This window comes from Pantoea sp. Tr-811, assembly GCF_011752535.1.
In the GTDB taxonomy this organism is placed as follows: domain Bacteria; phylum Pseudomonadota; class Gammaproteobacteria; order Pseudomonadales; family Pseudomonadaceae; genus Aquipseudomonas.
Window position 1 is genome coordinate 85845 of record NZ_VWXJ01000007.1, and the last position, 26350, is coordinate 112194.

The 26350-nt window shown below is 62.8% G+C and carries 20 protein-coding genes; 7 read left to right on the plus strand and 13 right to left on the minus strand.

What is annotated here, in order from left to right; genetic code table 11:
- The first annotated feature begins 441 nt into the window (after positions 1-441).
- The 6 genes from F3J44_RS12620 to F3J44_RS12645 all read left to right on the plus strand — a co-directional run bounded on the left by F3J44_RS12620 (position 442) and on the right by F3J44_RS12645 (position 8525).
- Complete coding sequence (locus F3J44_RS12620) at positions 442-2556, plus strand: TonB-dependent receptor (RefSeq protein ID WP_167272807.1); 2115 nt, start codon at positions 442-444, stop codon at positions 2554-2556.
- The gene (locus tag F3J44_RS12625; RefSeq protein ID WP_167067185.1) at positions 2556-3446 is read left to right on the plus strand and encodes an ABC transporter substrate-binding protein; all 891 of its coding nucleotides are present in this window, start codon (positions 2556-2558) and stop codon (positions 3444-3446) included. The genes F3J44_RS12620 and F3J44_RS12625 overlap by 1 nt, the downstream gene beginning before the upstream one ends.
- Positions 3443-5374 (plus strand): ATP-binding protein, encoded by a 1932-nt coding sequence (locus tag F3J44_RS12630; protein ID WP_167272809.1) that lies wholly within the window; start codon positions 3443-3445, stop codon positions 5372-5374. The genes F3J44_RS12625 and F3J44_RS12630 overlap by 4 nt, the downstream gene beginning before the upstream one ends.
- A 202-nt stretch (positions 5375-5576) precedes the next feature.
- Positions 5577-6092, plus strand: coding sequence for a 3-hydroxyacyl-[acyl-carrier-protein] dehydratase FabA (gene fabA, locus F3J44_RS12635; protein WP_054899906.1), 516 nt, complete (start codon positions 5577-5579; stop codon positions 6090-6092).
- Between the two features lie 11 nt (positions 6093-6103).
- The gene (gene fabB / locus F3J44_RS12640) at positions 6104-7321 is read left to right on the plus strand and encodes a beta-ketoacyl-ACP synthase I (RefSeq protein ID WP_167067179.1); all 1218 of its coding nucleotides are present in this window, start codon (positions 6104-6106) and stop codon (positions 7319-7321) included.
- A 340-nt stretch (positions 7322-7661) separates the two neighbouring features.
- A complete protein-coding gene (locus F3J44_RS12645; RefSeq protein ID WP_167272812.1) occupies positions 7662-8525 on the plus strand; it encodes a pirin family protein in 864 nt (287 codons plus the stop codon).
- An 81-nt stretch (positions 8526-8606) separates the two neighbouring features.
- Here F3J44_RS12645 and F3J44_RS12650 read toward each other — a convergent pair whose 3' ends face one another.
- The 4 genes from F3J44_RS12650 to F3J44_RS12665 form a co-directional block, all read right to left on the minus strand.
- Positions 8607-9332: a dienelactone hydrolase family protein gene (locus F3J44_RS12650; protein ID WP_167067174.1), complete on the minus strand. Its 726-nt coding sequence runs from the start codon at positions 9330-9332 to the stop codon at positions 8607-8609.
- A gap of 79 nt (positions 9333-9411) precedes the next feature.
- The gene (gene htpG, locus F3J44_RS12655; protein WP_167067171.1) at positions 9412-11319 is read right to left on the minus strand and encodes a molecular chaperone HtpG; all 1908 of its coding nucleotides are present in this window, start codon (positions 11317-11319) and stop codon (positions 9412-9414) included.
- A gap of 69 nt (positions 11320-11388) precedes the next feature.
- Positions 11389-11871: a PaaI family thioesterase gene (locus F3J44_RS12660; RefSeq protein ID WP_167272816.1), complete on the minus strand. Its 483-nt coding sequence runs from the start codon at positions 11869-11871 to the stop codon at positions 11389-11391.
- Positions 11868-12344, minus strand: coding sequence for a PaaI family thioesterase (locus F3J44_RS12665; RefSeq protein WP_167272819.1), 477 nt, complete (start codon positions 12342-12344; stop codon positions 11868-11870). The genes F3J44_RS12660 and F3J44_RS12665 overlap by 4 nt, the downstream gene beginning before the upstream one ends.
- 154 nt (positions 12345-12498) lie before the next feature.
- Between F3J44_RS12665 and F3J44_RS12670 the strand changes: the two genes are divergently transcribed.
- Positions 12499-12783, plus strand: a complete 285-nt coding sequence (locus tag F3J44_RS12670) for a hypothetical protein (RefSeq protein WP_167272821.1) — start codon at positions 12499-12501, stop codon at positions 12781-12783.
- Positions 12784-12851: 68 nt separating this feature from the next.
- On the opposite strand, the gene F3J44_RS12675 is transcribed toward F3J44_RS12670, so the two are convergent.
- The 9 genes from F3J44_RS12675 to sdhA form a co-directional block, all read right to left on the minus strand.
- Complete coding sequence (locus F3J44_RS12675) at positions 12852-13601, minus strand: DUF599 domain-containing protein (protein ID WP_167272824.1); 750 nt, start codon at positions 13599-13601, stop codon at positions 12852-12854.
- A gap of 303 nt (positions 13602-13904) precedes the next feature.
- Positions 13905-15218, minus strand: coding sequence for a branched-chain amino acid transport system II carrier protein (gene brnQ, locus F3J44_RS12680; RefSeq protein ID WP_167272827.1), 1314 nt, complete (start codon positions 15216-15218; stop codon positions 13905-13907).
- Between the two features lie 548 nt (positions 15219-15766).
- Complete coding sequence (gene sucD / locus F3J44_RS12685; RefSeq protein WP_016393102.1) at positions 15767-16651, minus strand: succinate--CoA ligase subunit alpha; 885 nt, start codon at positions 16649-16651, stop codon at positions 15767-15769.
- Positions 16651-17817, minus strand: a complete 1167-nt coding sequence (gene sucC / locus F3J44_RS12690; protein WP_011534748.1) for an ADP-forming succinate--CoA ligase subunit beta — start codon at positions 17815-17817, stop codon at positions 16651-16653. The genes sucD and sucC overlap by 1 nt, the downstream gene beginning before the upstream one ends.
- A 172-nt stretch (positions 17818-17989) precedes the next feature.
- Complete coding sequence (gene lpdA / locus F3J44_RS12695; RefSeq protein WP_167070325.1) at positions 17990-19426, minus strand: dihydrolipoyl dehydrogenase; 1437 nt, start codon at positions 19424-19426, stop codon at positions 17990-17992.
- A gap of 93 nt (positions 19427-19519) precedes the next feature.
- A complete protein-coding gene (gene odhB, locus F3J44_RS12700) occupies positions 19520-20740 on the minus strand; it encodes a 2-oxoglutarate dehydrogenase complex dihydrolipoyllysine-residue succinyltransferase (RefSeq protein WP_167272829.1) in 1221 nt (406 codons plus the stop codon).
- Positions 20741-20782: 42 nt separating this feature from the next.
- Positions 20783-23614 (minus strand): 2-oxoglutarate dehydrogenase E1 component, encoded by a 2832-nt coding sequence (locus F3J44_RS12705; protein ID WP_167070329.1) that lies wholly within the window; start codon positions 23612-23614, stop codon positions 20783-20785.
- A 246-nt stretch (positions 23615-23860) separates the two neighbouring features.
- Entirely contained in the window at positions 23861-24565 is a 705-nt protein-coding gene (locus F3J44_RS12710; RefSeq protein ID WP_167272832.1) for a succinate dehydrogenase iron-sulfur subunit, read from the minus strand.
- 11 nt (positions 24566-24576) lie between these two features.
- Entirely contained in the window at positions 24577-26349 is a 1773-nt protein-coding gene (sdhA, locus tag F3J44_RS12715; protein ID WP_167070333.1) for a succinate dehydrogenase flavoprotein subunit, read from the minus strand.
- Position 26350 lies beyond the last annotated feature (1 nt).

Genomic DNA, 26350 nt, shown 5'->3' on the forward strand with positions numbered 1-26350 from the left:
CATTAGTGAAGTGGCGACCCGTTCATTATACGGGTCGTCTGCTACAGAGCCAGTGTCGGGGTGGTTGCAAGGGTTTGCCTTGGGATTGGCGGTGCCTGGGAGATCGAGCGCCGCCCGCGCGGCGCATCGCGAGCTGCGCTCGCTCCTACGTTTGTTTTTGGCCAGTAACGCCTGTGGCAGCCGCGCGCGGCCGTCGCGCCATGCGCCAGGGCGCTCGCGCGCAAATCCCCCAGGACTCACTGGCCCGAAACAAACGTAGGAGCGAGCGCAGCTCGCGAAGCGCCGCGCGGGCGGCGCTCGATATACGCCCCACTGCAAATCCCAAGGCAGGCCCCCCCCCAACCCAATCACCATTCCAAGCCGCAAAACCGCCGCAGATCACTGGCAAAACCCCCACGGTCAGTTACCATGCCTGTTTCAAACCTGAGACAAGGCTGTCCTGTGTTCCCTGGCTCGCCCCCTTACCCTCGCCTGCTGCTGCTGACCGCCCTGCTCGGTGGCTCGGCCGTGGCCGATGACTTGTTCATCGACAACACCGACCTGCCGCAGGTTCTGACCGCCACGCGCCTGAAACAATCCCCGGCGGCGGTTCCCGGCAGCATGACCGTGCTCGACAGCGAGCTGATTCGCGCCAGCGGTGCCCGTGACATCCCCGAGCTGCTGCGCCTGGTGCCGGGCATGATGATCGGCTACGGCGCCGGCAACCAGCCAACCGTCAACTACCATGGCAGCAACGTCAACGACGCCCGGCGCATGCAGGTACTGATCGACGGCCGCTCGGTGTACCGCGCAGGCCTGGCCACGGTGGACTGGAGCGACATCCCGGTGGCCATCGAGGATATCGAGCGCATCGAGGTGTTCCGCGGCCCCAACACCGTCAGCTACGGCGCCAACGCGCTGATGGCGGTGGTCAACATCCTCACCCGCAACCCGGCCGACAGCCACGGCACGCGCATGAAGCTGACCCGCGGCCAGGACGGCATCAACGATTACTACCTCAGCCACGGCTTCGGCTGGGAAGGTGGCGACCTGCGCCTGTCGGTGTCAGGCCAGCAGGACGATGGTTTCGACAAGAACCAGCTCGGCCAGGACTACCGCGACAGCCGCCGCCTGAACCGCTTCAATCTCAGCGTCAGCCACACCCTGGCGCCAGACCAGACCCTGGAATGGCAACTGGCGGCCAAGGAAGGCAGCAACCAGCGCCCCTACACCTACCAGGCGGTGTTCCCCTTCGTCACCCAACGGGGCGACAACGCCGACGTCGACGCCAAGGACTACGCCGGGTCGGTGCGCTGGAGCATCGACTTCAACCCTGAGCACAGCCTGTACGTGCAAGGTTCGGCGCAGCACTTCGACCGCCAGCAAGTGTGGCGCGCCTGTGACGCGGCGCTGTCGTTCAGCCCCGAGCTGACCCGCCTGTGGCAAATGAACCCGGATTACGCCGAAAAAGTCGCCCGCGGGGCCAACAACCCGCCCAGCAGCAGCAACCCCGAGGAACAGGCGCTGGTCGATGCGATCAAGAACCAGTGGAACAACCTGGGTGGCAGCAACGTGGTCTGCGGCGATGTCGACCAAAGCACCCGGGAATCGCGCTACGACCTGGAAATCCAGGACACCCTGAGCCTCACCGACAGCCTGCGCCTGCTCAGCGGCATGAACTACCGCTATGATCGGGCCAATTCGCAAACCTATTTCAACGGCAGCATCGACGACCAGACCTGGCGCCTGTTCAGCCAGCTGGAGTGGCGGGCCGATGAGCACTGGATCGTCCAGGGCGGGGCGATGTTCGAGAACTCGCAGCTGTCGGGCAGCTCGCTGACCCCGCGCATGGCGGTGAACTACCTGATTACCCCGCGCCACGGCCTGCGCGCGGTGTACTCCGAGGCGGTGCGTTCGCCCGACATGTTCGAGAACAACGTCAACTGGAGCTACACCGTTCGCAACCTGACCCCAACCGCGTTCGGCCAGAGCAACGCCCAGTATTTCGTCAAGACCCGCGGCCCAGGCAACCTCGACCAGGAGCGCATGCGCTCGCGCGAGCTTGGCTACAACGGCTATTTCAGCGATATCGACCTGAGCATGGATGTGAAGCTGTTCTACGACGAGATCACGGGAATGATCAGCGAGCCGCTGAAGAACAACCAGTACATCGCCAGCAATGCCAACAAGGCCCGCTTCAGCGGCAGCGAAGCGCAGTTCGACTGGCGCGCGAGCCAGCGCGACCGCCTGCGCCTGACCTACGCCTACGTCGATGCCTGGGCCAGCAACCCCGCCGACCGCCGCCTCAGCGCCCGCAACAGCGGCTCGGCCGGGTGGATGCGCGAGTGGGGCGAGGGCTGGTCGAGCGCGCTGTTCTACTACGGCGACGATGCCCTCAACCAGTACCGTTACGAGCGTGTCGACCTGCGCGTGGCCAAGCGCTTTCGTATCCAGGGCAGCACCCTGGAGCTGGCGGCGCTGTGGCAGCAACGCCTGGACGACCAGCCCACCACGGTCGAGCAGAACCTCTACGACAGCCGCCACCGCCTGAGCGTGAGTGCGGAGCTGGAGTTCTGATGGCCCGTCTGCTGCGCCTGTTGCTGTTCTGCCTGCTGCCGTTGGGTTCGCTGTCTGCCAGTGAAATCCTGCTGGTCGGTGGCGAAGACCAGCCAGGCATCCGCAGCTTCGTCGCCGCCCTTGAAAGCCGCCGCAGCCACGACCAGGTGCGCTTCCAGACGGTCGACAGCCTGCCCCACCCCGGCCAGCTCAAGGCCGACCTGCGCCTGGTGCTGCTCGACAGCACGGCGCTGGACTGGCGCCTGCACGAAACGGCCGGCCCACCTGCGCTGGCCATGCGCATCAGCCGGGTGCAGGCCGAGCAGCGCCTGGGAAAGTCACGCCCCGGCTACCTGACCTTGCTATGGAGCGACCCGCCGCTGGCCCGCCAGCTGCGCCTGGCCCGCTACCTGCTGCCGCAGGCCCAGCGCATCGGCGTGCTGTATGGCGAGCACAGCCACTTCCTGCTGGATGAACTGCGCCAGGCAGCGCGGCCACTGGGCCTGGAAATCGTTGCCCAGGACTGGCCCGACCAGCGCGACAGCCGCCCGCTGCAGCACCTGCTGGCCAGCAGTGACGTGCTGCTGGGCATCGATGACCCCGACCTGTTCAACTCCAATACGGCGAAGAACGTACTGCTCAGCAGCTACGGCCGGCAAATGGCGCTGATTGGCCCCAATGCCGGCTTCGTCCGCGCCGGCGCCCTGGCCAGCACCTTCAGCGACCAAGGCGACTGGCTGGCGGTGCTCGACCAGTTGCTCGACCAGCCGCCGGCACGCTGGCCGCGCAGCTTGTACCCTGCACGCTATGGCGTCAGCGGCAACCAGCAGGTGGCGCGCGCCCTGGGGCTCGAACCCATCGATCCGAACGCCACTGCCAAGGCCCTGGCCGAAGGAGAACCCACCCCATGAGCAAACGCCTGAGCTGGGATATCCACACCCGTACCCAGATCATCAGCCTAGGCCCGGCGCTGCTGCTGACCTTGCTGTTGATCAGCTTCTTCACCTTCGTGCGCATCCAGGACTTGCGCCAGGAGCTCAACCATACCGGGCAACTGATCGCCAACCAGCTGGCACCGGCCTCCGAGTACGGCGTCATATCCGGTAACAATGAAGTGCTCGAAGGCCTGATGCGCGCCACCCTGAGCATCCCCCACGTGCGTTTCCTGGAAGTGCAGGACAGCCGCAACCATATCCTGGTCTATGTCGAGCAGTCCGATGAAAGCAGCAACCGCGCCCAGCAGGTGGAAGTGTTCCAGGCGCCCATCCGCCTGCAGCAAATCCGCCTGGACAACGACTTCCTGCAGCAAGGCCGGCCAACCACACCGGCCATTGGCGATGACTACCTGGGCCGGGTGATCGTGGGCATGTCCGACGATGCCTTCAGCCAGCGCCAGCAGGAAATCGTCATCAAGGCTGCCATCCTGGCGCTGTTCGCCCTGCTGTTCACCTTCCTGCTCGCGCGCCGCCTGGCCATGAGCCTGGCCAAGCCGATCAGCGACATGGGCCACGCGGTCAAGGCCATCCAGGAGGGCGAATACAACGCGCCGCTGCCGGTGGTCGACGACAGCGAGTTGGGCCACCTGGCACGCCACATCAACAACCTCGCCGCCGCCCTCGACCAGGCCAGCGCGGAACAGAAGCAAGCCATCGCCGAGCTGATCCAGGCCCGTGAGGAAGCCGAGCAGGCCAACGGTGCGAAGTCGGAATTCCTGGCGATGATGAGCCACGAGCTGCGCACGCCCATGAACGGTGTGCTGGGCATGCTGCAACTGCTGGAAACCACCCAGCTGACCAGCGAGCAGGCCGACTACACGGCCGTGGCCAGCGAGTCCACCGGGCACCTGTTGAAGGTAATCAACGACATCCTCGACTTCTCGCGCATCGAACGCACCACCCTGCAACTGGAGCACATCGACTTCAACCTCGGCGAGCTGATCGCCAGCAGCGTGCAGTCGTTCCAGCACAGCGCCCAGCAACGCGGCCTGGAGTTGCACCTGCAACTGCCCGGCGGCGACACGCCAACCCTGGTCACCGGCGACCCGACGCGGATCCGCCAGATCCTGCTGAACCTGGTGGGCAACGCGCTGAAGTTCACCGAACGCGGCCAGGTGCAGGTGGAGGCCCGCTGGCAACTGCTCGACCGTGGCATGCTGTGGCTTTCCTGCAGCGTGCGCGACACCGGCATCGGCATCGACAGCGAGCGCCTGGAAATGATGTTCGTGGCTTTCCAGCAGGCCGACAGCTCGATTTCCCGGCGCTACGGCGGCACCGGCCTGGGCCTGTCGATCGCGCGCACCCTGGCCGAGCGCATGGGCGGCAAGCTGCGCGGCGAGAGCCGCGAAGGCCTGGGCTCGACCTTTACCCTGGAAATGCCGCTGCCCTTGGCCAGCAATGCACCGGACGAGCTGCCTGGCACGCCACCGGCCAGCGTATCGGTCGATGCCGGCACGCGGATCCTGCTGGTGGAGGACAATCCGGTCAATCAAAGCGTCATCGAAGCCATGCTGCGCAGCCTGGGGCTTGAGGTCAGCGTCGCCCATGACGGCCTGCAGGCCGTGGAACATGCAGGTTCGCAGCGCTTCGCCGCGGTGCTGATGGACTGCCGCCTGCCGCAGATCGACGGCTACGAGGCCACTCGGCGCATCCGCCAGCTACCCGGTGGCGGACAATTGCCGATCATCGCCCTGACCGCCAACGCCCTGCAGGGCGACCGCGAGCGCTGCATGGCCGCAGGCATGAACGATTACCTGAGCAAACCGTTCCGGCGCACCGAGCTGCAGCGGGTGTTGCAACGATGGTTACCCGGCCAGACAGCCGCGACTGGCGATAAATGCTAAAGTGCGGCAGTCTTAAAGACTGGACAGAACCTTCGTCGGCCCTGAAAATAGACGTTTCAGTGCACACCTGTACTTCTTTTGCCAGGTGCACTGTGACTTTCACCACAACGCAATAGTCTACCTGTAGGCTGCCGCCCTGGACTCATCTCGGGCCGGACGGGAAGATTCATCCCCTGCCACAGGGGGTTATTGAGGAGCTCGCATGACCAAACAACACGCCTTTACTCGGGAAGACCTGCTGCGCTGCAGTCGCGGTGAGCTGTTCGGCCCAGGTAATGCGCAACTGCCCGCGCCGAACATGCTGATGGTCGATCGCATCACCCACATCAGCGAAGAAGGCGGCAAGTACGGCAAAGGTGAATTGGTCGCCGAGCTGGATATCACCCCGGACCTGTGGTTCTTCGCCTGCCATTTCGAAGGCGACCCGGTCATGCCAGGCTGCCTGGGCCTCGACGCCATGTGGCAGCTGGTCGGTTTCTTCCTCGGTTGGCAGGGCCTGCCAGGCCGTGGCCGCGCGCTGGGCTCGGGCGAAGTGAAGTTCTTCGGCCAGGTACTGCCTACCGCCAAGACCGTCACCTACAACATTCACATCAAGCGCGTCCTGAAGGGCAAGCTGAACATGGCCATCGCCGATGGCTCGGTCAGCGTCGACGGCCGCGAGATCTACACCGCCGAAGGCCTGCGGGTCGGCGTGTTCACCTCCACTGACAATTTCTAAGGGTTATTCGCATGCGCCGCGTCGTTATCACTGGTCTGGGCATCGTATCGTGCCTGGGCAATGACAAAGCTACCGTCACCGAAAACCTGCGCAACAGCCGTCCGGGTATCCGCTACAACCCGGAATACAAGGAAATGGGGCTGCGTAGCCAGGTTTCCGGGTCCATCGACCTCAACCTCGAAGAATTGATCGACCGCAAGGTCTACCGCTTCGTCGGCCACGCCGCTGCCTACGCCTACCTGGCGATGCAGGACGCGATCAAGGATTCCGGCCTGACCGAAGAGCAGATCTCCAACCCGCGTACCGGCCTGGTGGCAGGTTCCGGCGGCGCCTCGACCCTGAACCAGATGGAAGCGCTGGACACCCTGCGCGAGAAAGGCGTCAAGCGCGTTGGCCCGTACCGCGTCACCCGCACCATGGGCAGCACCGTGTCGGCTTGCCTGGCCACGCCGTTCAAGATCAAGGGTATCAACTACTCGATCTCGTCGGCCTGCGCCACTTCCGCGCACTGCATCGGCACCGCCCTGGAGCAGATCCAGTGGGGCAAGCAGGACATCGTCTTCGCCGGTGGCGGTGAAGAAGAGCACTGGAGCCAGTCGTTCCTGTTCGATGCCATGGGCGCCCTGTCGACCAAGCGCAACGAAACCCCGGAACTGGCCTCGCGTGCCTACGACGCCGACCGTGACGGCTTCGTGATCGCTGGCGGCGGCGGCATGGTAGTGGTCGAGGAACTCGAACACGCCCTGGCCCGTGGCGCGAAGATCTACGCCGAAATCGTCGGCTACGGCGCAACCTCCGACGGCTACGACATGGTCGCCCCGAGCGGCGAAGGCGCCATCCGCTGCATGCAGCAGGCGCTGTCCACCGTCGACACCCCGATCGACTATCTGAACACCCACGGCACCTCGACGCCGGTGGGCGACGTAGCCGAGATGAAGGGCGTGCGCGAAGTGTTCGGCGCCAAGGCACCGAAGATCAGCTCGACCAAGAGCCTGTCGGGCCACTCGCTGGGCGCCGCGGGCGTGCACGAGGCGATCTACTGCCTGCTGATGATGGAAAACAACTTCATCGCCGGCTCCGCCAACATCGACGAGCTGGACCCGGAAGTTGCGGACCTGCCGATCGTGCGCAAGACCGAAGACGCCAAGCTCACCACCGTGATGAGCAACAGCTTCGGCTTCGGCGGCACCAACGCCACCCTGGTGCTCAAGCGCTGGGAAGGCAAGTAAGGCGCTGCTGCGGTAACTGAAAACGCCCCGACTGGTTCGGGGCGTTTTTGTTGGTGTTGCTTGTACCGGCGCCAGCCACCGCGTCGCCTGCTTCGCGGCAAGCCGCTTCTATGGAACAAATCATAACTATCTGATTTAACGGATATTTCTGTAGGAGCGGGCTTGCCCCGCGAAGCAGGCGGCGCGGTGCATGGCACCGGCTTCGCCGGTGTTCGCGGGGCAAGCCCGCTCCTACAGGGGATCGCGGCGCGCTTGCGGGCAATATTGCCTGCACAGCGGTTCAGCAATGTTTGGCGACGCGCTATGCTGTTTGCCTACCCTGCCCTGCCCGGAGCCCACCATGAGCAGCCCCCTGGTCATCCGCCCACGCGCCGAATCGGTGGAGGGGCAGCCGATCTTGCGCCCGCTGCCCTCGGCGCAGTGCCGCAGCGTTGGCCCGTTCGTGTTCTTCGACCATATGCTGGAAACCGACTACGCCCCGGGCCATGGCATGGACATCCGCCAACACCCGCATATCGGCCTGTCGACCCTGACCTACCTGTTCGAAGGGGCGATATTGCACAAGGACAGCCTGGGCTCGGAGCAGCGCGTGCTGCCTGGGGACGTGAGCTGGATGACCGCCGGGCGAGGTGTGGCGCATGTCGAGCGCACCCCCGCCGACGCCCTGGCCCACGGCTCGCGCTTGCATGGGCTACAGGTGTGGCTGGCGTCGCCGCAGGCACTGGAACAGGGTGAGCCGCACTACAGCCATCACCCGGCAGCGAGCTTGCCGGTCAGCGACAGCCTGGGGGTGCGGATCTGCATGATTGCCGGCACCGGCTTCTGCCTGCAGTCACCGGTGCCAGTACTCTCCCCTACCCTGTATGCGCAGGTGCAGATGCAGGCAGCAACCACCCTGATGGTGCCGGCCGAACATGCACAGCGGGCGCTGTACCTGCTCGATGGTGAATTGCTGATGGGCGATGAGCCCGTCGAGGCGTGCAGCCTGGTGGTGCTGCCTGAGGGCGAGGAGGTGACGCTGTATGCCGAAGAACAGAGCCAGCTGGTGCTGATTGGCGGGGCGCCACTGGATGGGCCGCGGCGGATGAACTGGAATTTCGTGGCCAGCGACCCGCAGCTGATCGAACGGGCGCGGGTACGGTGGGCGGCGGGGGATTGGCCTCGGGTGCCGGGGGAAACGGCGAGGATCGAGTTGCCTCGCTGAGCGTGGGGCCGCATTGCGGCCCATCGCGGGGCAAGCCCGCTCCTACACAGCGAATGGGCCGCAAAGCGGCCCCCTGCGATCTCAACGCGGGAACACGTCGCTCAGCAGGTTATGCATGGCCCGGAATGCCCGCTCCGAGGTGCGGCGGTCATACTGCATCTTGCCCGGCACATTGGCATGCGGGTCGGTGAACGAATGCACCGCGCCACCGTAGCTCACCAACTGCCAGTCCACCTTGGCCGCGTTCATCTCAGCTTCAAACGCCGGCAATTGCTCCTGGGGCACCAACGGGTCCGAGGCGCCGTGCAGTACCAGCACAGAGCCCTTGATGCGCTTGGCATCCTCAGGGTTCGGCGTATCCAGCGTGCCGTGGAACGACACCGCAGCCTTCAGGTCGGCGCCGGTACGCGCCAACTCCAGGGCGCAGCAGCCACCGAAGCAGAAACCGAACGCCGCCACCTGGCCAGGCTCCAGCAGCGCCTTGGACTGGCCCAACAGCTGCGACAGGGCTTCCTGCATGCGCTTGCGCAGTTCGCCGCGGTCGTTTTTCAACGGCATCATCGCCGCCCCGGCTTCTTCGGCGCTGGACGGCCGCACCGATTGCCCGTACAGGTCGGCAATCAGCACCACATAACCTTTCTCGGCCACTTCCTTGGCGATGCGCTCGGCGCCTTCGCCAATGCCCATCCAGTTCGGTGCCATCACCAGCCCCGGGCGGCTCAGCGCGCCGGGCTCGTACACCAGGCGGCTTTCATAGGTCTTGCCGGACAGGTGATAGACCAGCGATTCGACGATTACTTTGCTCATCAAGCACTCCTTAGGCACTTTTTCTTAAAAAGCCCGCCATGAAAAAAGCCCGCCGAAGCGGGCTTTCCTTTGCATCAACTCAAGCAGACAGCTCGACCAGCAGCTTGTTCAGGCGACGAACGTAGGCAGCAGGGTCTTTCAGGCTGTCACCGGCCGCCAGTGCGGCCTGATCGAAGAGAATGTGCGACAGCTCGGCGAAGCGGTCTTCGCTCTGCTCGTGGTCCAGCTTCTCGATCAACGGGTGAGTCGGGTTGAATTCGAAGATCGGCTTGGAGTCCGGCACCTTCTGCCCGCTGGCTTCGAGGATCTGGCGCATTTGCAGGCCCAGGTCCTGTTCGCCGATGGCGAGGATGGCCGGCGAGTCGGTCAGGCGGTGCGACACGCGCACTTCGGCAACGCTGTCACCCAGCGCCGCTTTCAGACGCTCGACCAGGCCTTCCTTGTCCTTGGCGACTTCTTCCTGGGCTTTCTTGTCCTCTTCGGAGTCCAGCTTGCCCAGGTCCAGATCGCCACGGGCGACGTCGACGAAGGCCTTGCCATCGAACTCGTTGAGGTAGCTCATCAGCCACTCGTCGATGCGGTCGGTCAGCAGCAGCACCTCGATGCCTTTCTTGCGGAAGACTTCCAGGTGCGGGCTGTTCTTGACCTGCGCGTACGACTCGCCGGTGAGGTAGTAGATCTTGTCCTGGCCTTCCTTGGCGCGGGCCAGGTAGTCGGCCAGGGCGACGCTCTGCTCGCCGCTATCGTCCTGGGTGGAGGCGAAGCGCAGCAGGCCGGCGATCTTCTCCTTGTTGGCGAAATCTTCAGCCGGGCCTTCCTTCAGCACCTGGCCGAAGTTTTTCCAGAAGCCTTTGTATTGCTCAGGCTCGTTCTTCGCCAGCTTCTCCAGCATGTCCAGCACGCGCTTGGTCAGCGCGGTCTTCATCGAATCGATGATCGGGTCTTTCTGCAGAATTTCGCGAGACACGTTCAGCGACAGGTCGTTGGAGTCGACCACACCCTTGATGAAGCGCAGGTACAGCGGCAGGAACGACTCGGCCTGGTCCATGATGAACACGCGCTGCACATACAGCTTCAGGCCGCGTGGCGCTTCGCGCTGGTACAGGTCGAACGGCGCACGGGCCGGCACGTACAGCAGCGAGTTGTACTCCAGCTTGCCTTCGACCTTGTTGTGGCTCCAGGCCAGCGGGTTCTCGAAGTCATGGCCGATGTGCTTGTAGAACTCCTGGTACTCCTCGTCCTTCACCTCGGAACGCGAGCGGGTCCACAGGGCGCTGGCACGGTTGACGGTTTCCCATTCCTGCGCCGGGGCTTCTTCACCTTCGGCGGCCTCGGCCTGTTCCTTGGGCAGTTCGATCGGCAGGGCGATGTGGTCGGAGTACTTCTTCACCACATTGCGCAGGCGCCAGCCATCGGCGAACTCCAGCTCGTCCTTTTTCAGGTGCAGGACGATGCGGGTGCCGCGCTGCGGCTTGTCGATCGTGGCGACTTCGAATTCGCCCTCGCCCTTGGACGACCAGTGCACGCCTTCGGCAGCCGGCTGGCCGGCGCGACGGCTGTAGACGTCGACCTTGTCGGCGACGATGAATGCCGAGTAGAAGCCCACGCCGAACTGGCCGATCAGGTGCGAGTCCTTCTTCTGGTCACCGGTGAGGTTCTTCATGAAGTCGGCGGTGCCGGACTTGGCGATGGTGCCCAGGTGGGCAATGACGTCTTCGCGGCTCATGCCGATGCCGTTGTCCTCAAGGGTCACGGTACCGGCGTCCTTGTCGAAGCTCAGGCGGATCTTCAGGTCGGCATCGTCCTCGAACAGCTCTGGCTTGGCCAGGGCCTCGAAACGCAGCTTGTCGGCGGCGTCGGAGGCGTTGGAGACCAGCTCACGCAGGAAGATCTCCTTGTTCGAGTACAGCGAATGGATCATGAGGTGCAGCAGTTGCTTCACCTCGGTCTGGAAGCCCAGCGTTTCTTTTTGAGTCTCCACACTCATGGTCTTCAAAACTCCGATCTGATGGCAGTGGCGCCTGGCGGCCGACATGGCCTGCTTTAACGGCGGATGTCATGCAGATGGGGGCTGCCCAGACGATTTCAAGGGCTTTTGCGGCTCGATCTTGAAATGCGCACGGGCAGTGGCGATCGGCGCCTGGCGATCACCCTGCCAGGCGGTGATCGCCACGTTGGTCACGCGCCGGCCCTGGCGCCACAGCTGGCACTGGGCGTAGGTGTCGCGAACGTGCCCGGCGCGCAGGTAGTCGATGGAGAAATCGATGATCTTGGGGATGCTCATGCTTTCGCTGTAGATCAGCAGGTACAGCGCCGCCGAAAGCTCCATGAAACCCGCAATAACGCCGCCGTGGATGGCCGGCAGCAACGGGTTGCCGATGTTGTCGGCGCTGGCCGGCAGGCGGAACAGCAGGTCGTCATCCTGGCGCTGGCACTCGATGCCGATCAGCCCGGCATAGGGGATCAGTGCCAGCAGGGGGCGGTAGTCTCCGGCTGCATGGGCGGCGCTCAGTTGCTGGCGAACCTCTTCAGGGATCATGCCTTGCCCTCCTTCAGGCTGTTGCCGAAACGAATCCCACCCTGGATGTCGTGGCCCAGGCGCATGAAGGTGCCCACCACCTGGCAGATCGGCTGCTCGGGGTCGTCCTGGTAGGCGCTGCCGCGGGTGAAAATCACGTCGCGGGTCACCCGATAGCACTGGGCATGGCCGAAGATGGGCTTGCCGGCCTCGGCCGGGTGCATGTAGTCGATGCGCAGGTCCAGGGTCGGGCACACTTCGAAGCGCGGCAGCACGCACAGGGTGGCCATGCCGCAGGTGGTGTCCATCAGCGTGGTCAACGCGCCGCCGTGCACCGCGCCGGTTTGCGGGTTACCGACAATCGAGGGTGACCAGGGCAGCTCCAGGGTGATGCCTTGGGCATCGGCCTGGGCCACGCGCATCTGCAACACCTGGCAATGCTTCAACGCCCCCAGGAAACGTTCGGCCATGGCCTGCAAGTTCGAGTCGTTCATACACAGTTTCCCTGCTCACTGCCGAAACGGCATAAAACCCGTAAAAAGTCTATATAGAACGCGGTGTTATATATCTGTAACTGCCGTGGAACTTATCCGCCATGGCTGAACTCGAAGGAACAACTCAGTTATTCCACCAAGGAGAAACAACCCCATGCGTAAACCTTTTGCTTTTGCTCTGATGCTGGCTGCTGCCATGGGCCTGGCTGCTTGCGATAAAGCGAGCGAATACAAAGCCCAGGACGCACAGAAACATGCCGAGCAAGCCCAGGAAAAGATGGGCGAAGCTCAGGATAAAATGAACGACGCCGCCAAGGAAAACGCCGAAGCCGCCAAAGATCAGGCCGAAGCCGAGCAGAAGGCAGCGGAAGAAGCCGCCCCGGCAACGCCGGCGCCGGAAACCGCGCCTGCTACCCCGGCCGAACCTGCCAAGCAGTAATAAGCCAATACAAAAAAACCCGACGCTTGTCGGGTTTTTTTGTGCCTGTGTTTTATCGATTAAACGTTTCAGTTACTTGCACTGGAACTTTCCCTAGGGACATCGGTCGGGGCACTTTCCGTGGGCGTGAATACCATCACGTCCAGCACATCGGAATGAAACTCACGGCGATAAAGAACCAACACCACGCCCACGCTCATCACCATGAACAACCAGGGGCTGATGAACCAGGTCAGCATGGCCATGCCGAAGTAATACGAGCGCAGGCCAAAGTTGAACTGGTTGGCCGCCAGCGACAACACCCGCGCTGCGCGCGAGGCGAATGCCTTGCGCTCCAGTTCATTGACCAGGCGTTCGCCGATCATCGGCGCCGAACCGACCAGCACGGCGGCGAAGTTGTACTGGCGCATGCACCAACTGAAGGTAAAGAAGGCGTAGACGAACACCATCGCCAGGCACAGCAGCTTGATTTCCGACATGCCCTGGGAGGCCTGCTGCACCAGGGGCAGGTCGGCCAGCAGCGACAGGGCGCGGTCCGAGGCGCCGAGCACGGTAAGGATGCCGGCCAGGATAATCAGGGTACTGGAGGCGAAGAACGAGGCGTTGCGTTCAAGGTTGCCGATCACGCTGGCGTCGGCGATGCGGTTGTCGCGCAGCAGCATGCGGCGCATCCAGTCTTCCCGGTACAGGTGCAGCACGCTGGCCAGGCACGCGGTGTCGCGGCCCTTCCAGATGGCATAACGGGTGTAGCCGCCCCAGCAGAGGGCGAACCAGCAGACGGCCAGGAGGTTGTGGAGGTTGCTTTGGATAAAGTTCATGCAGGGTTCCGCAGGGGCCAGGTGCACAAAGAATAGAGTCCGGGGTTCGACGCTGGCCAGTGGCAAAAGGCACAGGGTTTACTGTGAAAATTGCACAATTCGTGCAGGCCTCTTCGCGGGGTAAACCCGCTCCTACAAAATGCGTGCAATACCCTTGTAGGAGCGGGCTTGCCCCGCGAAGAGGCCCACACAGGCAATAAAAAACCCCGCATCCTCTCGGACACGGGGCCTTCGCGTTTCCACCCTTGGCGAGCACCCTTCGGCTTGTGGCCGGTGCCGCCCTCAGGCTTCAACATCATGCCATCAGGCTAACGCCTCACGCGGCTTGCCGAGCATGCGATCGCATGCCACGGCGCCAACCAGCGTTACCACCGACGGCACCAGCCAGGCCAGGCCCTGGTCGCTCAGCGGCAGGTGGGCCATGAAGTCTGGCAGTACGTGGGCAATGCTGCTGCCCTTGATCGCGTCGACCATGCCGAACACCAGCGACACCAGCATCACCGGCGCCAGGATGCGGGTCGGCGAGTTCCACAGTTCCTTCACGAAGCTCAGGCCCACCACCACGATGCACGGCGGGTAGATGGCGGTGAGCACCGGAATCGAGAACATGATCAGCTTGGTCAGGCCCAGGTTGGAGATCAGCAGCGAGAAGCCGGCCAGAATCACCACCAGGGCGCGGTACGACAGCGGCAGGATCTGGCTGAAATACTCGGCGCAGGCGCAGGTCAGGCCCACCGCGGTCACCAGGCACGCCAGGGCGATCAGCACGGCGAGGAAACCGCTGCCCAGGGAGCCGAAGGTGTGTTGCACGTAGGCGTGCAGCACGGCGGCGCCGTTGGTGGCGTTGGCGGCGATCTCGTGGCTGCCGGCACCCAGGCGGAACAGGCTGATGTACACCAGGGCCAGGCCTACACCGGCGATCAGGCCGGCGATGATGGCGTAGCGGGTAATCAACTTCGGCGACTCCACGCCGCGCGAGCGGATGGCGTTGACGATCACGATGCCGAACACCAGGGCACCCAGGGTGTCCATGGTCAGGTAGCCGTCGGAGAAGCCCTTGGAGAAGGCGGCGGCGGCATAGGCCGGCTGCGCTTCACCAATGGTTCCGGCCGGCAGCGCGAAGGCAGCGATGCCCAGCACCGCCAGGGCGATGATCTTCAGCGGCGCGAGGAAGCGGCCGACGGTGTCGAGCAGCTTGCCTGGGTACATGGACACGGCCAGTACCACGGCGAAATACACCAGGCTGTAGATGAACAGCGCAATCGGGCTTTCACCGGTCAGCGGCGCAACGCCCACTTCGAACGACACGGTTGCCGTACGCGGGGTGGCGAACAGCGGGCCGACCGACAGGTAGCACACAGCCGCCAGCAGGCCGCCGAAGAACTTGCCGATCGGGCTGCTCAGCGCGTCCATGCCGCCACCGACCTTGGCCAGAGCGACCACGGTGATGACCGGCAGGCCCACGGCGGTAACCAGGAAGCCCAGGGCCGCCATCCATACGTGCGGGCCAGACTGCAGGCCAACGATAGGCGGGAAGATAATGTTGCCGGCGCCTACGAAAAGCGCAAACGTCATAAAGCCAAGCGCCAGGATATCCTGGCCTTTGAGAACTTTCATTTAGGGTAGTACCACACTGCTGAAATCGGGATTCGAGAGGGGATTTCCCCATGGGTGAGGGAAATGCTGCCCGGCTTGATAGGCCAGACCCGTTTAGCGTGTCGTTCCCTTTTGGGGTACGGGCACAGAGTGAACGCGTAGATTAACCGTTTTACCCGGTAAACGCACTGGCACAGTGCTGCTTGTCCGATGTGCGTACATGTTTGTCGTCTGTATGACCGAAGACAGTAGGAATTATCCTCGGACTGAAACATTTGTCTGTGTGAAAATCCCTATTAAACCTATCGAAAAATCTTTGCTGCCTCGACAACCCTCTTTGCGTAACCCATATCCAAGGGGCGTGCGCCAACCTGGTAGGAGCGAGCGTAGCTCGCGATGGGGCGCGCAGCGGCCCAGGGGTTTCAGCTTCGCAGCACATGATGCCGGGGCTGCTCTGCAGCCCCATCGCGAGCTACGCTCGCTCCTACCAGGTGGGTTAATACCCGAATCCCTGAAACGACAAAGGCCACCCGAAGGTGGCCTCTGTGCGCGTGGGGGGTGTCGCTAAATTACTTCTTGGCTTCCCAGCCAGTCAGCTCGGCCAGGGCCTTGCCGATGTCAGCCAGGGAACGCACGGTCTTCACACCGGCGTCCTGCAGCGCAGCGAACTTCTCGTCCGCAGTGCCTTTGCCGCCGGAGATGATGGCGCCAGCGTGGCCCATGCGCTTGCCCGCAGGTGCGGTAACACCAGCGATGTAGGAAACCACTGGCTTGGTCACGTTAGCCTTGATGTAGGCCGCCGCTTCTTCTTCAGCCGAACCGCCGATCTCACCGATCATGACGATCGCTTCGGTCTTCGGGTCTTCCTGGAACAGCTTCAGGATGTCGATGAAGTTGGAGCCTGGGATCGGGTCGCCACCGATGCCCACGCAGGTCGACTGGCCGAAGCCGGCGTCGGTGGTCTGCTTGACCGCTTCGTAGGTCAGGGTGCCGGAACGCGAAACGATACCGACCTTGCCTGGCAGGTGGATGTGGCCTGGCATGATGCCGATCTTGCACTCGCCCGGGGTGATGACACCTGGGCAGTTAGGGCCGATCAGGGTCACGCCCAGCTCGTCGCACTTGACCTTGGCATCCAGCATGTCCAGGGTAGGAATGCCTTCGGTGATGCAGACGATCAGCTTGATGCCGCCGAAGGCCGCTTCCAGGATCGAGTCCTTGCAGAAAGGAGCCGGAACGTAGATGACCGAAGCGTCAGCGCCGGTAGCTTCCACGGCTTCCTTGACAGTGTTGAACACTGGCAGGCCCAGGTGGGTAGTGCCACCCTTGCCCGGGGTTACGCCGCCGACCATCTTGGTGCCGTAGGCGATGGCTTGTTCGGAGTGGAAAGTACCCTGCGAGCCGGTGAAGCCCTGGCAGATGACTTTGGTATCTTTATTGATCAGAACGCTCATTACTTGCCCTCCGCAGCTTTGACAACTTGTTGAGCAGCGTCGGTCAGGCTGGTGGCCGCAATGATGTTCAAACCGCTTTCTGCCAGTACTTTAGCGCCCAGTTCGGCGTTGTTGCCTTCGAGGCGAACCACAACCGGAACTTTAACGCCGACTTCTTTCACTGCACCGATGATGCCTTCGGCAATCATGTCGCAGCGAACGATGCCGCCGAAGATGTTGACCAGAACGGCCGCGACATTGCTGTCGGACAGAATGATCTTGAACGCTTCGGTAACGCGCTCTTTGGTAGCACCGCCGCCCACGTCGAGGAAGTTGGCTGGCTTGCCGCCGTGCAGGTTGACGATGTCCATGGTACCCATGGCCAGGCCGGCACCGTTGACCATGCAGCCGATGTTGCCTTCCAGGGCAACGTAGTTCAGTTCGAACTTGGCAGCGTGGGCTTCACGGGCGTCGTCCTGCGACGGGTCGTGGAAGGTTTTCAGCTTAGGCTGACGGTACATGGCGTTGGCGTCGATGTTGATCTTGGCATCGAGGCAGTGCAGGTCGCCATCGGCCTTGATCACCAGCGGGTTCACTTCCAGCAGGGCCAGGTCGTGATCCTTGAACAGCTTGGCCAGGCCAACGAAGATCTTGGCGAACTGTTGAACTTGCTTGCCTTCCAGGCCCAGCTGGAACGCCAGCTCACGGCCCTGGAACGGCTGAGCGCCGACCAGCGGGTCGATGGTGGCCTTGAGGATCTTCTCAGGTGTTTCGTGAGCGACTTTCTCGATGTCCACGCCACCTTCGGTGGAGGCCATGAACACGATACGGCGGCTCGAGCGGTCCACTACAGCGCCCAGGTACAGCTCTTTGGCGATGTCAGTGCAGGATTCGACCAGAATCTTGGAGACGGGTTGACCGTTGGCATCAGTCTGGTAGGTAACCAGATTCTTGCCCAACCACTGTGCAGCGAACGCCTTGGCGTCTTCCTTGCTGCGAACCAGCTTGACGCCGCCCGCTTTGCCGCGACCACCGGCGTGAACCTGGGCTTTGACAACCCACTCGGAACCGCCAATCTTGTCGCAGGCTTCTGCAGCTTGCTCAGGGGTATCGACTGCGAAACCCTTGGAAACTGGCAGGCCGTATTCAGCGAACAGCTGCTTACCCTGATACTCGTGAAGATTCATGCTTTTTACCGTCTTCGTTAGGTACTGCGCTTCGGCGCTGCGCCATTGCTGGCGCCGCACCACCTGTGACCGTTAACCCCGGGTTATCCCATGTGGTTCAGTCCGGCGGACGTTCCGCGGTGAGTCATGCACGCAAGACTCACGACGGGCAGCCCGCCGTGGTTTCTTATAATTAACGCTTCTTACGGTTGGCTACGTGAATGGCGCCGCCATTCACTGCCAGCGCTGCTTCATGCAGCGCTTCGGACAGGGTTGGATGGCTGAAGACCATCATGCCCAGGTCCTCGGCACTGGTGCCGAATTCCATTGCGATTGCGCCCTGCTGTACCAGTTCGGCAGCGGACGGGCCAATCACGTGCACACCCAGGACGCGGTCGGTCTTGGCGTCGGCGATGACCTTGACGAAACCACCGGTGTCGTTGGCTGCCATCGCACGGCCGCTGGCCGCGAACGGGAAGGTGCCTACGTTAACCTCAACACCCTCGGCCTTCAAGGCTTGTTCGGTCTTGCCGACCCAAGCGATTTCCGGGTGGGTGTAGATAACCGATGGGATCAGGTCGTAGTTCATCTGGGCCTTGTGGCCCTTGATGCGCTCGACGACCATGATGCCCTCTTCCGAGGCCTTGTGGGCCAGCATCATGCCGCGTACCACGTCGCCGATGGCGTACACGCCCGGCACGCTGGTGGCGCAGTAGTCATCAACGAAGATGTAGCCACGTTCGTCGATGTTCACACCGCTGTCGGCAGCCAGCAGGTCGGTGGTCACCGGGCGACGGCCAACCGCGACGATCAGCTTGTCGAAGGTGATCTTCTGCTCGCCTTCGGCGTTGGTGTAGGTCACTTCGACTTCGTTGCCGTTGACTTTCGAGCCCGTGACGCGCGCACCCAGCTTGATGTCCAGGCCTTGCTTGGTCAGGGTCTTCTGGGCTTCTTTCGACACCGCGGTGTCGGCAGCCATCAGGAAGGTGTCCAGGGCTTCCAGGACGGTGACTTCAGCACCCAGGCGAGCCCATACCGAGCCCAGTTCCAGGCCGATCACGCCAGCGCCGATCACGCCCAGGCGCTTGGGTACCGATTGGAATTCCAGGGCGCCAGTGGAGTCGACGATGACGTTCTGGTCGACCGGAGCCGGCGGAATGTCGATTGGGCGCGAGCCGGAAGCCAGGATCACGTTCTCGGCTTCGATGACTTCGGTGGTGCCATCAGCCTTGGTGACTTCGACTTTCTTGCCAGCCAGCAGCTTGCCGTGGCCCTGGATCGAGGTCACGCCGTTGGCCTTGAACAGGGTGGCAACGCCACCGGTCAGGTTCTTGACGATGCCAGCCTTGCGGCCAACCATCGCGGCCACGTCCATTTTCACTTCGCCAGTGGAAATGCCGTGGACGTTGAAGCTCTCTTTGGCTTCCTTGTACTTCCAGGAGCTGTCCAGCAGCGCCTTGGAGGGGATGCAACCTACGTTCAGGCAGGTGCCGCCCAGGGCCAGCTTGCCCTCGGCGTCGGTGTACTTCTCGATACAGGCAGTCTTCAGACCAAGTTGTGCGGCCTTGATGGCAGCCACATAGCCGCCAGGACCTGCACCAATTACCACTACGTCGAATTTCTGGGTCATAAAAGATTCCTTATCAGCTACAAGCTACAAGCCGCGGACCGCGCGGCATGGCTTCTCGCGAAGCCAGGCCCGGCACGGTACGCAGCCAGAGGGTTAGATGTCCAGCAGCAGGCGAGACGGATCTTCCAGCAGGTTCTTGATGGTGACCAGGAAGGTTACCGCTTCCTTGCCATCGATCAGGCGGTGATCGTACGACAGCGCCAGGTACATCATCGGGCGAATCACCACTTGGCCATTGATGGCCATCGGGCGCTGGATGATGTTGTGCATGCCGAGGATCGCGGCCTGCGGCGGGTTGACGATCGGGGTCGACATCATCGAACCGAAGGTGCCGCCGTTGGTGATGGTGAAGGTGCCACCGGTCATCTCTTCGATGGCCAGCTTGCCGTCACGGGCCTTCTTGCCGAAGGTGGCGATGCCGTTCTCGATTTCAGCCAGGCTCATCGACTCGGCGTTACGCAGAACCGGAACCACCAGGCCACGGTCGCTGGACACGGCAACGCCGACGTCGGCATAGCCGTGGTAGACGATGTCGTTGCCATCGATCGAGGCGTTGACCGCCGGGAAGCGCTTCAGGGCTTCGGTGGCAGCCTTGACGAAGAACGACATGAAGCCCAGGCGTACGCCGTTGTGGGTCTTCTCGAACAGGTCCTTGTACTTCGAACGCAGGGCCATGACTTCGGTCATGTCCACTTCGTTGAAGGTGGTCAGCATGGCCATGTTCGACTGGGCTTCGACCAGGCGCTCGGCGATCTTGGCGCGCAGGCGGGTCATCGGCACGCGCTTCTCGGTGCGGTCGCCGGCGGCGACCACAACTGGGGCAGCAGCAGCGGCAGCGGCAGGCTTGGCAACCGGTGCAGGCGCCGACTTCTTGTTGGCGACGGCAGCGACGACGTCTTCCTTGGTGATGCGACCGCCCTTGCCGGTGCCGGCAACGGTGGCCAGGTCGATGCCGTTTTCTTCAGCCAGCTTGCGTGCGGCTGGGGCAGCGACCGGGTCGTCTTCGCCAGCGTCGGCGGCAGCGGCAGCCGGGGCAGCAGCGGCCGGTGCGGCGGCAGGGGCAGCAGCGGCAGCGCCACCTTCAACGATCGAGCCCAGTACTTCGTCGGACAGGACGGTGTCGCCCTCGCCCTTGACGATCGCGCCCAGCACGCCGTCGGCAGTGGCCAGCACTTCCAGGACGACCTTGTCGGTTTCGATGTCGACGATCAGCTCGTCACGCTTGACGGCTTCGCCCGGCTGCTTGTGCCAGGTGGCAACGGTGCCGTCGGCAACCGATTCCGGGAAGGTTGGGGCTTTGATCTCGATAGCCATTATCTGTGTTTCCTTAAATTCGGTTTCAGGTGCGCGAAGGCGTTAGACAGTGAAGGCGTCTTGCAGCAGTTTTTCCTGCTGTTCGGCGTGCTTCGAAGCGTAACCACAAGCGGGCGCGGCAGATGCGTCGCGGCCGGCGTATTCCAGGACCAGCGCCTTGTTGTGGCGGCCCAGGATACGGCGCATGTGGTGCTGGCTGCTGTACCAGGCGCCCTGGTTCATCGGTTCTTCCTGGCACCATACGGCGTGCTTGAGGTTGCTGTATTGCGCCAGGATTTCGACCAGGTCGTCTTCCGGGAACGGGTACAGCTGCTCCAGACGCAGGATCGCGATGTCTTCGCGGCCTTCGGCACGGCGTTTTTCCAGCAGGTCGTAGTAGACCTTGCCGCTGCACAGGACCAGGCGCTCGACCTTGGCCGGATCGATCGCGTCGATTTCCGGGATCACGGTCTGGAACGAGCCTTCTGCCAGGTCTTCCAGGGTCGAGATGGCCAGCTTGTGGCGCAGCAGCGACTTGGGCGTCAGCACGATCAGCGGCTTGCGCAGCGGACGAATGACCTGACGACGCAGCAGGTGGTAGATCTGTGCCGGGGTGGTCGGTACGCAGACCTGGATGTTGTGCTCGGCGCACAGCTGCAGGTAACGCTCCAGACGCGCGGAGGAGTGCTCCGGCCCCTGCCCTTCATAGCCGTGTGGCAGCAGCATGGTCAGACCGCACAGGCGGCCCCACTTGTGCTCGCCGCTGGTGATGAACTGGTCGATCACCACTTGCGCACCGTTGGCGAAGTCGCCGAACTGGGCTTCCCAGATCACCAGCGCGTTCGGCGTGGTGGTGGAGTAGCCGTATTCGAAGGCCAGTACCGCTTCTTCCGAAAGGAAGGAGTCGTACAGTTCGAACTTCGGCTGGCCCGGGAACAGGTTCTTCAGCGGTACGTAGGTGCTGGCGTCCTTCTGGTTGTGCAGCACCGCGTGACGGTGCGAGAAGGTGCCACGGCCGATGTCCTGGCCGGTCATGCGGATCGGGTGACCTTCGAACTGCAGGGTGGCGTAGGCCATGGTTTCTGCATAACCCCAGTTGATCGGCAAGCCACCGGCTTGCATCTTCTGGCGATCTTCGTAGATCTTCGCGACCTGGCGCTGAACGACGAAGCCTTCCGGCAGCTCCAGCAGCTTGGCCGACAGGTCTTGCAGGGTCTTGAGGTCGAAGCGGGTGTCGTGACGCGCGGTCCAGGCATGGCCCAGGTACGGACGCCAGTCGACGAACAGCTCGCGGTTCGGCTCCTTGACCAGGCTTTTCACCACGTGCAGGCCGTTGTCCAGCGCATTGCGGTACTCGTCGATCTTGGCCTGGGCGCGCTCGGCATCGATGCGGCCAGCCTGGATCAGCGACTCGGCGTACAGCTCGCGGGTGGTGCGCTGCTTGGTGATCTGCTGGTACATCAGCGGCTGGGTGCCGTTCGGCTCGTCGGCCTCGTTGTGGCCGCGGCGACGGTAGCAGACCAGGTCGATGACCACGTCACGCTTGAACTGCATGCGGTAGTCGACGGCCAGCTGGGTCACGAACAGCACGGCTTCCGGGTCGTCGCCATTGACGTGCAGGATCGGCGCCTGAATCATCTTGGCAACGTCGGTGGCGTACTCGGTGGAGCGCGAGTCCAGCGGGTTGCTGATGGTGAAACCGACCTGGTTGTTGATCACGATGTGCACGGTGCCGCCGGTCTTGAAACCGCGGGTCTGCGACATCTGGAAGGTTTCCATGACCACGCCCTGGCCGGCGAAGGCTGCGTCGCCGTGGATCGAGATCGGCAGCACCTTGTCGCCAACGGTGTCGTTGCGACGGTCCTGGCGGGCACGAACCGAACCTTCCACCACTGGCGAGACGATTTCCAGGTGGGAGGGGTTGAATGCCATGGCCAGGTGAACTTCGCCACCGGAGGTCATCACGTTGGAGGAGAAGCCCTGGTGATACTTCACGTCACCGGAGCCCAGCTCGTTCATCTTCTTGCCTTCGAACTCGTCGAACAGCTCGCGCGGGCTCTTGCCGAAGGTGTTGACGAGCACGTTCAGGCGGCCACGGTGGGCCATGCCGATCACGACTTCCTTGGTGCCATAGGAGCCCGAGCGCTGGATCATTTCGTCCAGCATCGGGATCAGGCTTTCGCCACCTTCCAGGCCGAAGCGCTTGGTGCCCGGGTACTTGGTGCCCAGGTATTTTTCCAGGCCTTCACCGGCGGTCACGCGCTCAAGCAGGTGAGCCTGCACGTCGACGGAGAATTCCGGACGGCCGCGCACGCTCTCCAGACGCTGCTGGAACCAGCTGCGCTGCTCGGAATCGACGATGTGGGTGAACTCGGCACCAATGGTGCGACAATATGTCTTCTGGAGTGCCTCTACGATCTCGCGTAGGCTCGCCTCCTCTTTGCCGATGAACAGGTCGCCGGCACGGAAGGTCGTATCAAGATCGGCATTGGTCAAGCCGTAGTGATTGATCGACAGGTCTACAGGCGCAGGTCGCTGCCACAACCCCAACGGGTCGAGCTTGGCAGCCTGATGGCCGCGCATACGATAGGCCTGGATCAGTCGCAGAACTTCAACCTGCTTCTTCTCGTGTTCTGTGCTCACGCTCCCGGCGGACACCGGTTGGGCGCGGCGCTGGTTCTTTGCCAGCAATACGAAATGGTCGCGGATCGTCGAGTGCGATACATCGGTAGCGGTGCTGCCGTCGGCGGGCAACTTCTGGAAGTAAGTGCGCCACTCTTCTGGCACAGCGTTAGGGTCGTGCAGGTAGAGCTCGTAGAGCTCTTCCACATATGCAGCGTTACCACCTGAAAGGTGGGCGCTTTCCCACATGCGCTGCATCACGCTTTCTTGCATGCTTGGTCACCCTCGGTTAGGGGACTGATCGGCGAGAGCCACAGCAAACCTGGAAAAGTCCGAATAAAGCGACTGAACCACGCCACTTGGATCCTGCTGATTTTCCGGGTACCAGCCCGGAAAGCCCCTGCTGGTCTCATATCTTCATAGGTATCGAGCGCGGGCTTTGTGGGCCCTTGCCCAGGTTTTACCTCAGTGCGGGCTCACCACCCGCACCTCGGCTTACTGCAGGTACAACACTTTGTATCAGGTGCCGCTTTGCAGCAGCATGTTACGTACGTGACCGATTGCCTTGGTTGGGTTCAGACCCTTCGGGCAAACGTTGACGCAGTTCATGATCCCGCGGCAGCGGAATACGCTGAACGGGTCATCCAGGGACGCCAGGCGCTCCTGGGTCTTGGTGTCACGGCTGTCGGCCAGGAAGCGATAGGCCTGCAGCAGGGCCGCTGGGCCCAGGAACTTGTCAGGGTTCCACCAGAACGATGGGCAGGACGTCGAGCAGCAGGCGCACAGGATGCACTCGTACAGGCCGTCCAGCTTGTCACGGTCTTCCGGCGATTGCAGGCGCTCGATAGCCGGGGCCGGGGTGTCGTTCTGCAGGAATGGCTTCACCTTCTCGTACTGCCTGTAGAAGATGCTCATGTCGACCACCAGGTCACGAATGACCGGCAGGCCTGGCAGCGGACGCAGCACCAACTTGCCCTTCTTCACCACACCCGACAGCGGGGTGATGCAGGCCAGGCCGTTCTTGCCGTTCATGTTCATGCCGTCGGAACCGCAAACGCCTTCACGGCAGGAGCGACGGTACGAGAAACCTTCGTCCTTTTCCTTGATCAGTGCCAATACATCCAGCACCATCAGGTCCTTGCCGCCGGTATCGACGTCGAACGACTCCATTTTGGGGGCCGAATCGGTGTCCGGGTTGTAACGATAAACTTCGACTTTCAACATAGCAGCCACCCTTAGTAAGTCCGGACTTTTGGTTCGAAGGCAGGAACTGTCTTCGGCGCAAAGTTGACGCCGCGCTTGGCAACGCGCTTCTCACCCGGGTAGTACAGGGTGTGGCACAGCCAGTTTTCGTCGTCACGGTCTTCGAAGTCTTCACGGGCGTGGGCGCCGCGAGACTCTTTACGGGCTTCGGCCGCGATGGCGGTAGCTTCGGCGACTTCCAGCAGGTTCTGCAGCTCCAGCGCTTCGATACGCGCGGTGTTGAAGGCCTGGGACTTGTCGTTGATCTTGACGTTGGCGATGCGGTCACGCAGGCCGGCCAGTTGCTCGATACCCTTCTGCATGTATTCGCCAGTACGGAATACACCGAAGTAGTTCTGCATGCAGCTTTGCAGCTCACGCTTGAGGCTGGCAACGTCTTCGCCGGAAGTGCGCTCGTTGAGCTTGTTCAGGCGGTTCAGGGCAACATCGACGTCGGTGTCGCTGGCGTCGCGGTATTCCACGCCTTCGGACAGCGCCTTCTCCAGGTGCAGGCCGGCAGCACGGCCGAACACCACCAGGTCGAGCAGCGAGTTGCCGCCCAGGCGGTTGGCACCGTGAACCGATACGCACGCCACTTCACCGACGGCGAACAGGCCTGGGATGATGTGGTCGTTGCCTTCGGCGTCCATGGTGATGGCCTGGCCGTGGATGTTGGTGGCAACGCCGCCCATCATGTAGTGGCAGGTTGGAACGACCGGCACCGGCGCGACCACTGGGTCGACGTGGGCGAAGGTCTTGGACAGTTCGCAGATACCTGGCAGGCGGCTGTGCAGCACTTCCTCGCCCAGGTGGTCCAGCTTCAGCAGTACGTGGTCCTTGTTCGGGCCCACGCCGTTGCCGGCGATGATTTCCTTGACCATGGAACGGGCAACCACGTCGCGGCCGGCCAGGTCTTTCGCGTTCGGCGCATAACGCTCCATGAAGCGCTCGCCGTGGGCGTTGATCAGGTAACCACCTTCACCGCGGCAGCCTTCGGTAACCAGTACGCCGGCGCCGGCGATGCCGGTTGGGTGGAACTGCCACATCTCGATGTCTTGCACCGGCACGCCTGCACGCAGGGCCATGCCGATACCGTCACCGGTGTTGATCAGGGCGTTGGTGGTGGAGGCGTAGATACGGCCGGCACCGCCCGTGGCCAGTACGGTGGCCTTGGACTTGATGTACAGGGTTTCGCCGGTTTCGATGCAGATCGCGATCACACCTACGAATGCGCCGTCCTGGTTCTTCACCAGGTCAACGGCATAGTATTCGTTGAGGAAGGTGGTGCCGGCTTTCAGGTTGCCCTGGTACAGGGTGTGCAGCAGCGCGTGACCGGTACGGTCGGAAGCGGCGCAGGTACGGGCGGCCTGGCCACCTTTACCGAAGTCCTTGGACTGGCCGCCGAACGGACGCTGGTAGATACGACCGGTTTCGGTACGCGAGAACGGCAGGCCCATGTGGTCCAGCTCGAAGACCGCAGCCGGGCCTTCCTGACACATGTATTCGATAGCGTCCTGGTCACCGATGTAGTCGGAACCCTTGACGGTATCGTACATGTGCCAGCGCCAGTCGTCGTTCGGGTCGGCCGAAGCGATGGCGCAGGTGATGCCACCCTGGGCCGATACTGTGTGCGAACGGGTCGGGAACACCTTGGTGACCACGGCAGTCTTGTGACCGCCTTGTGCCAGCTGCAGCGCAGCGCGCATGCCGGCGCCGCCGCCACCGATGATGATGGCGTCGAAGGAAATGGTTGGAATGCTAGCCATG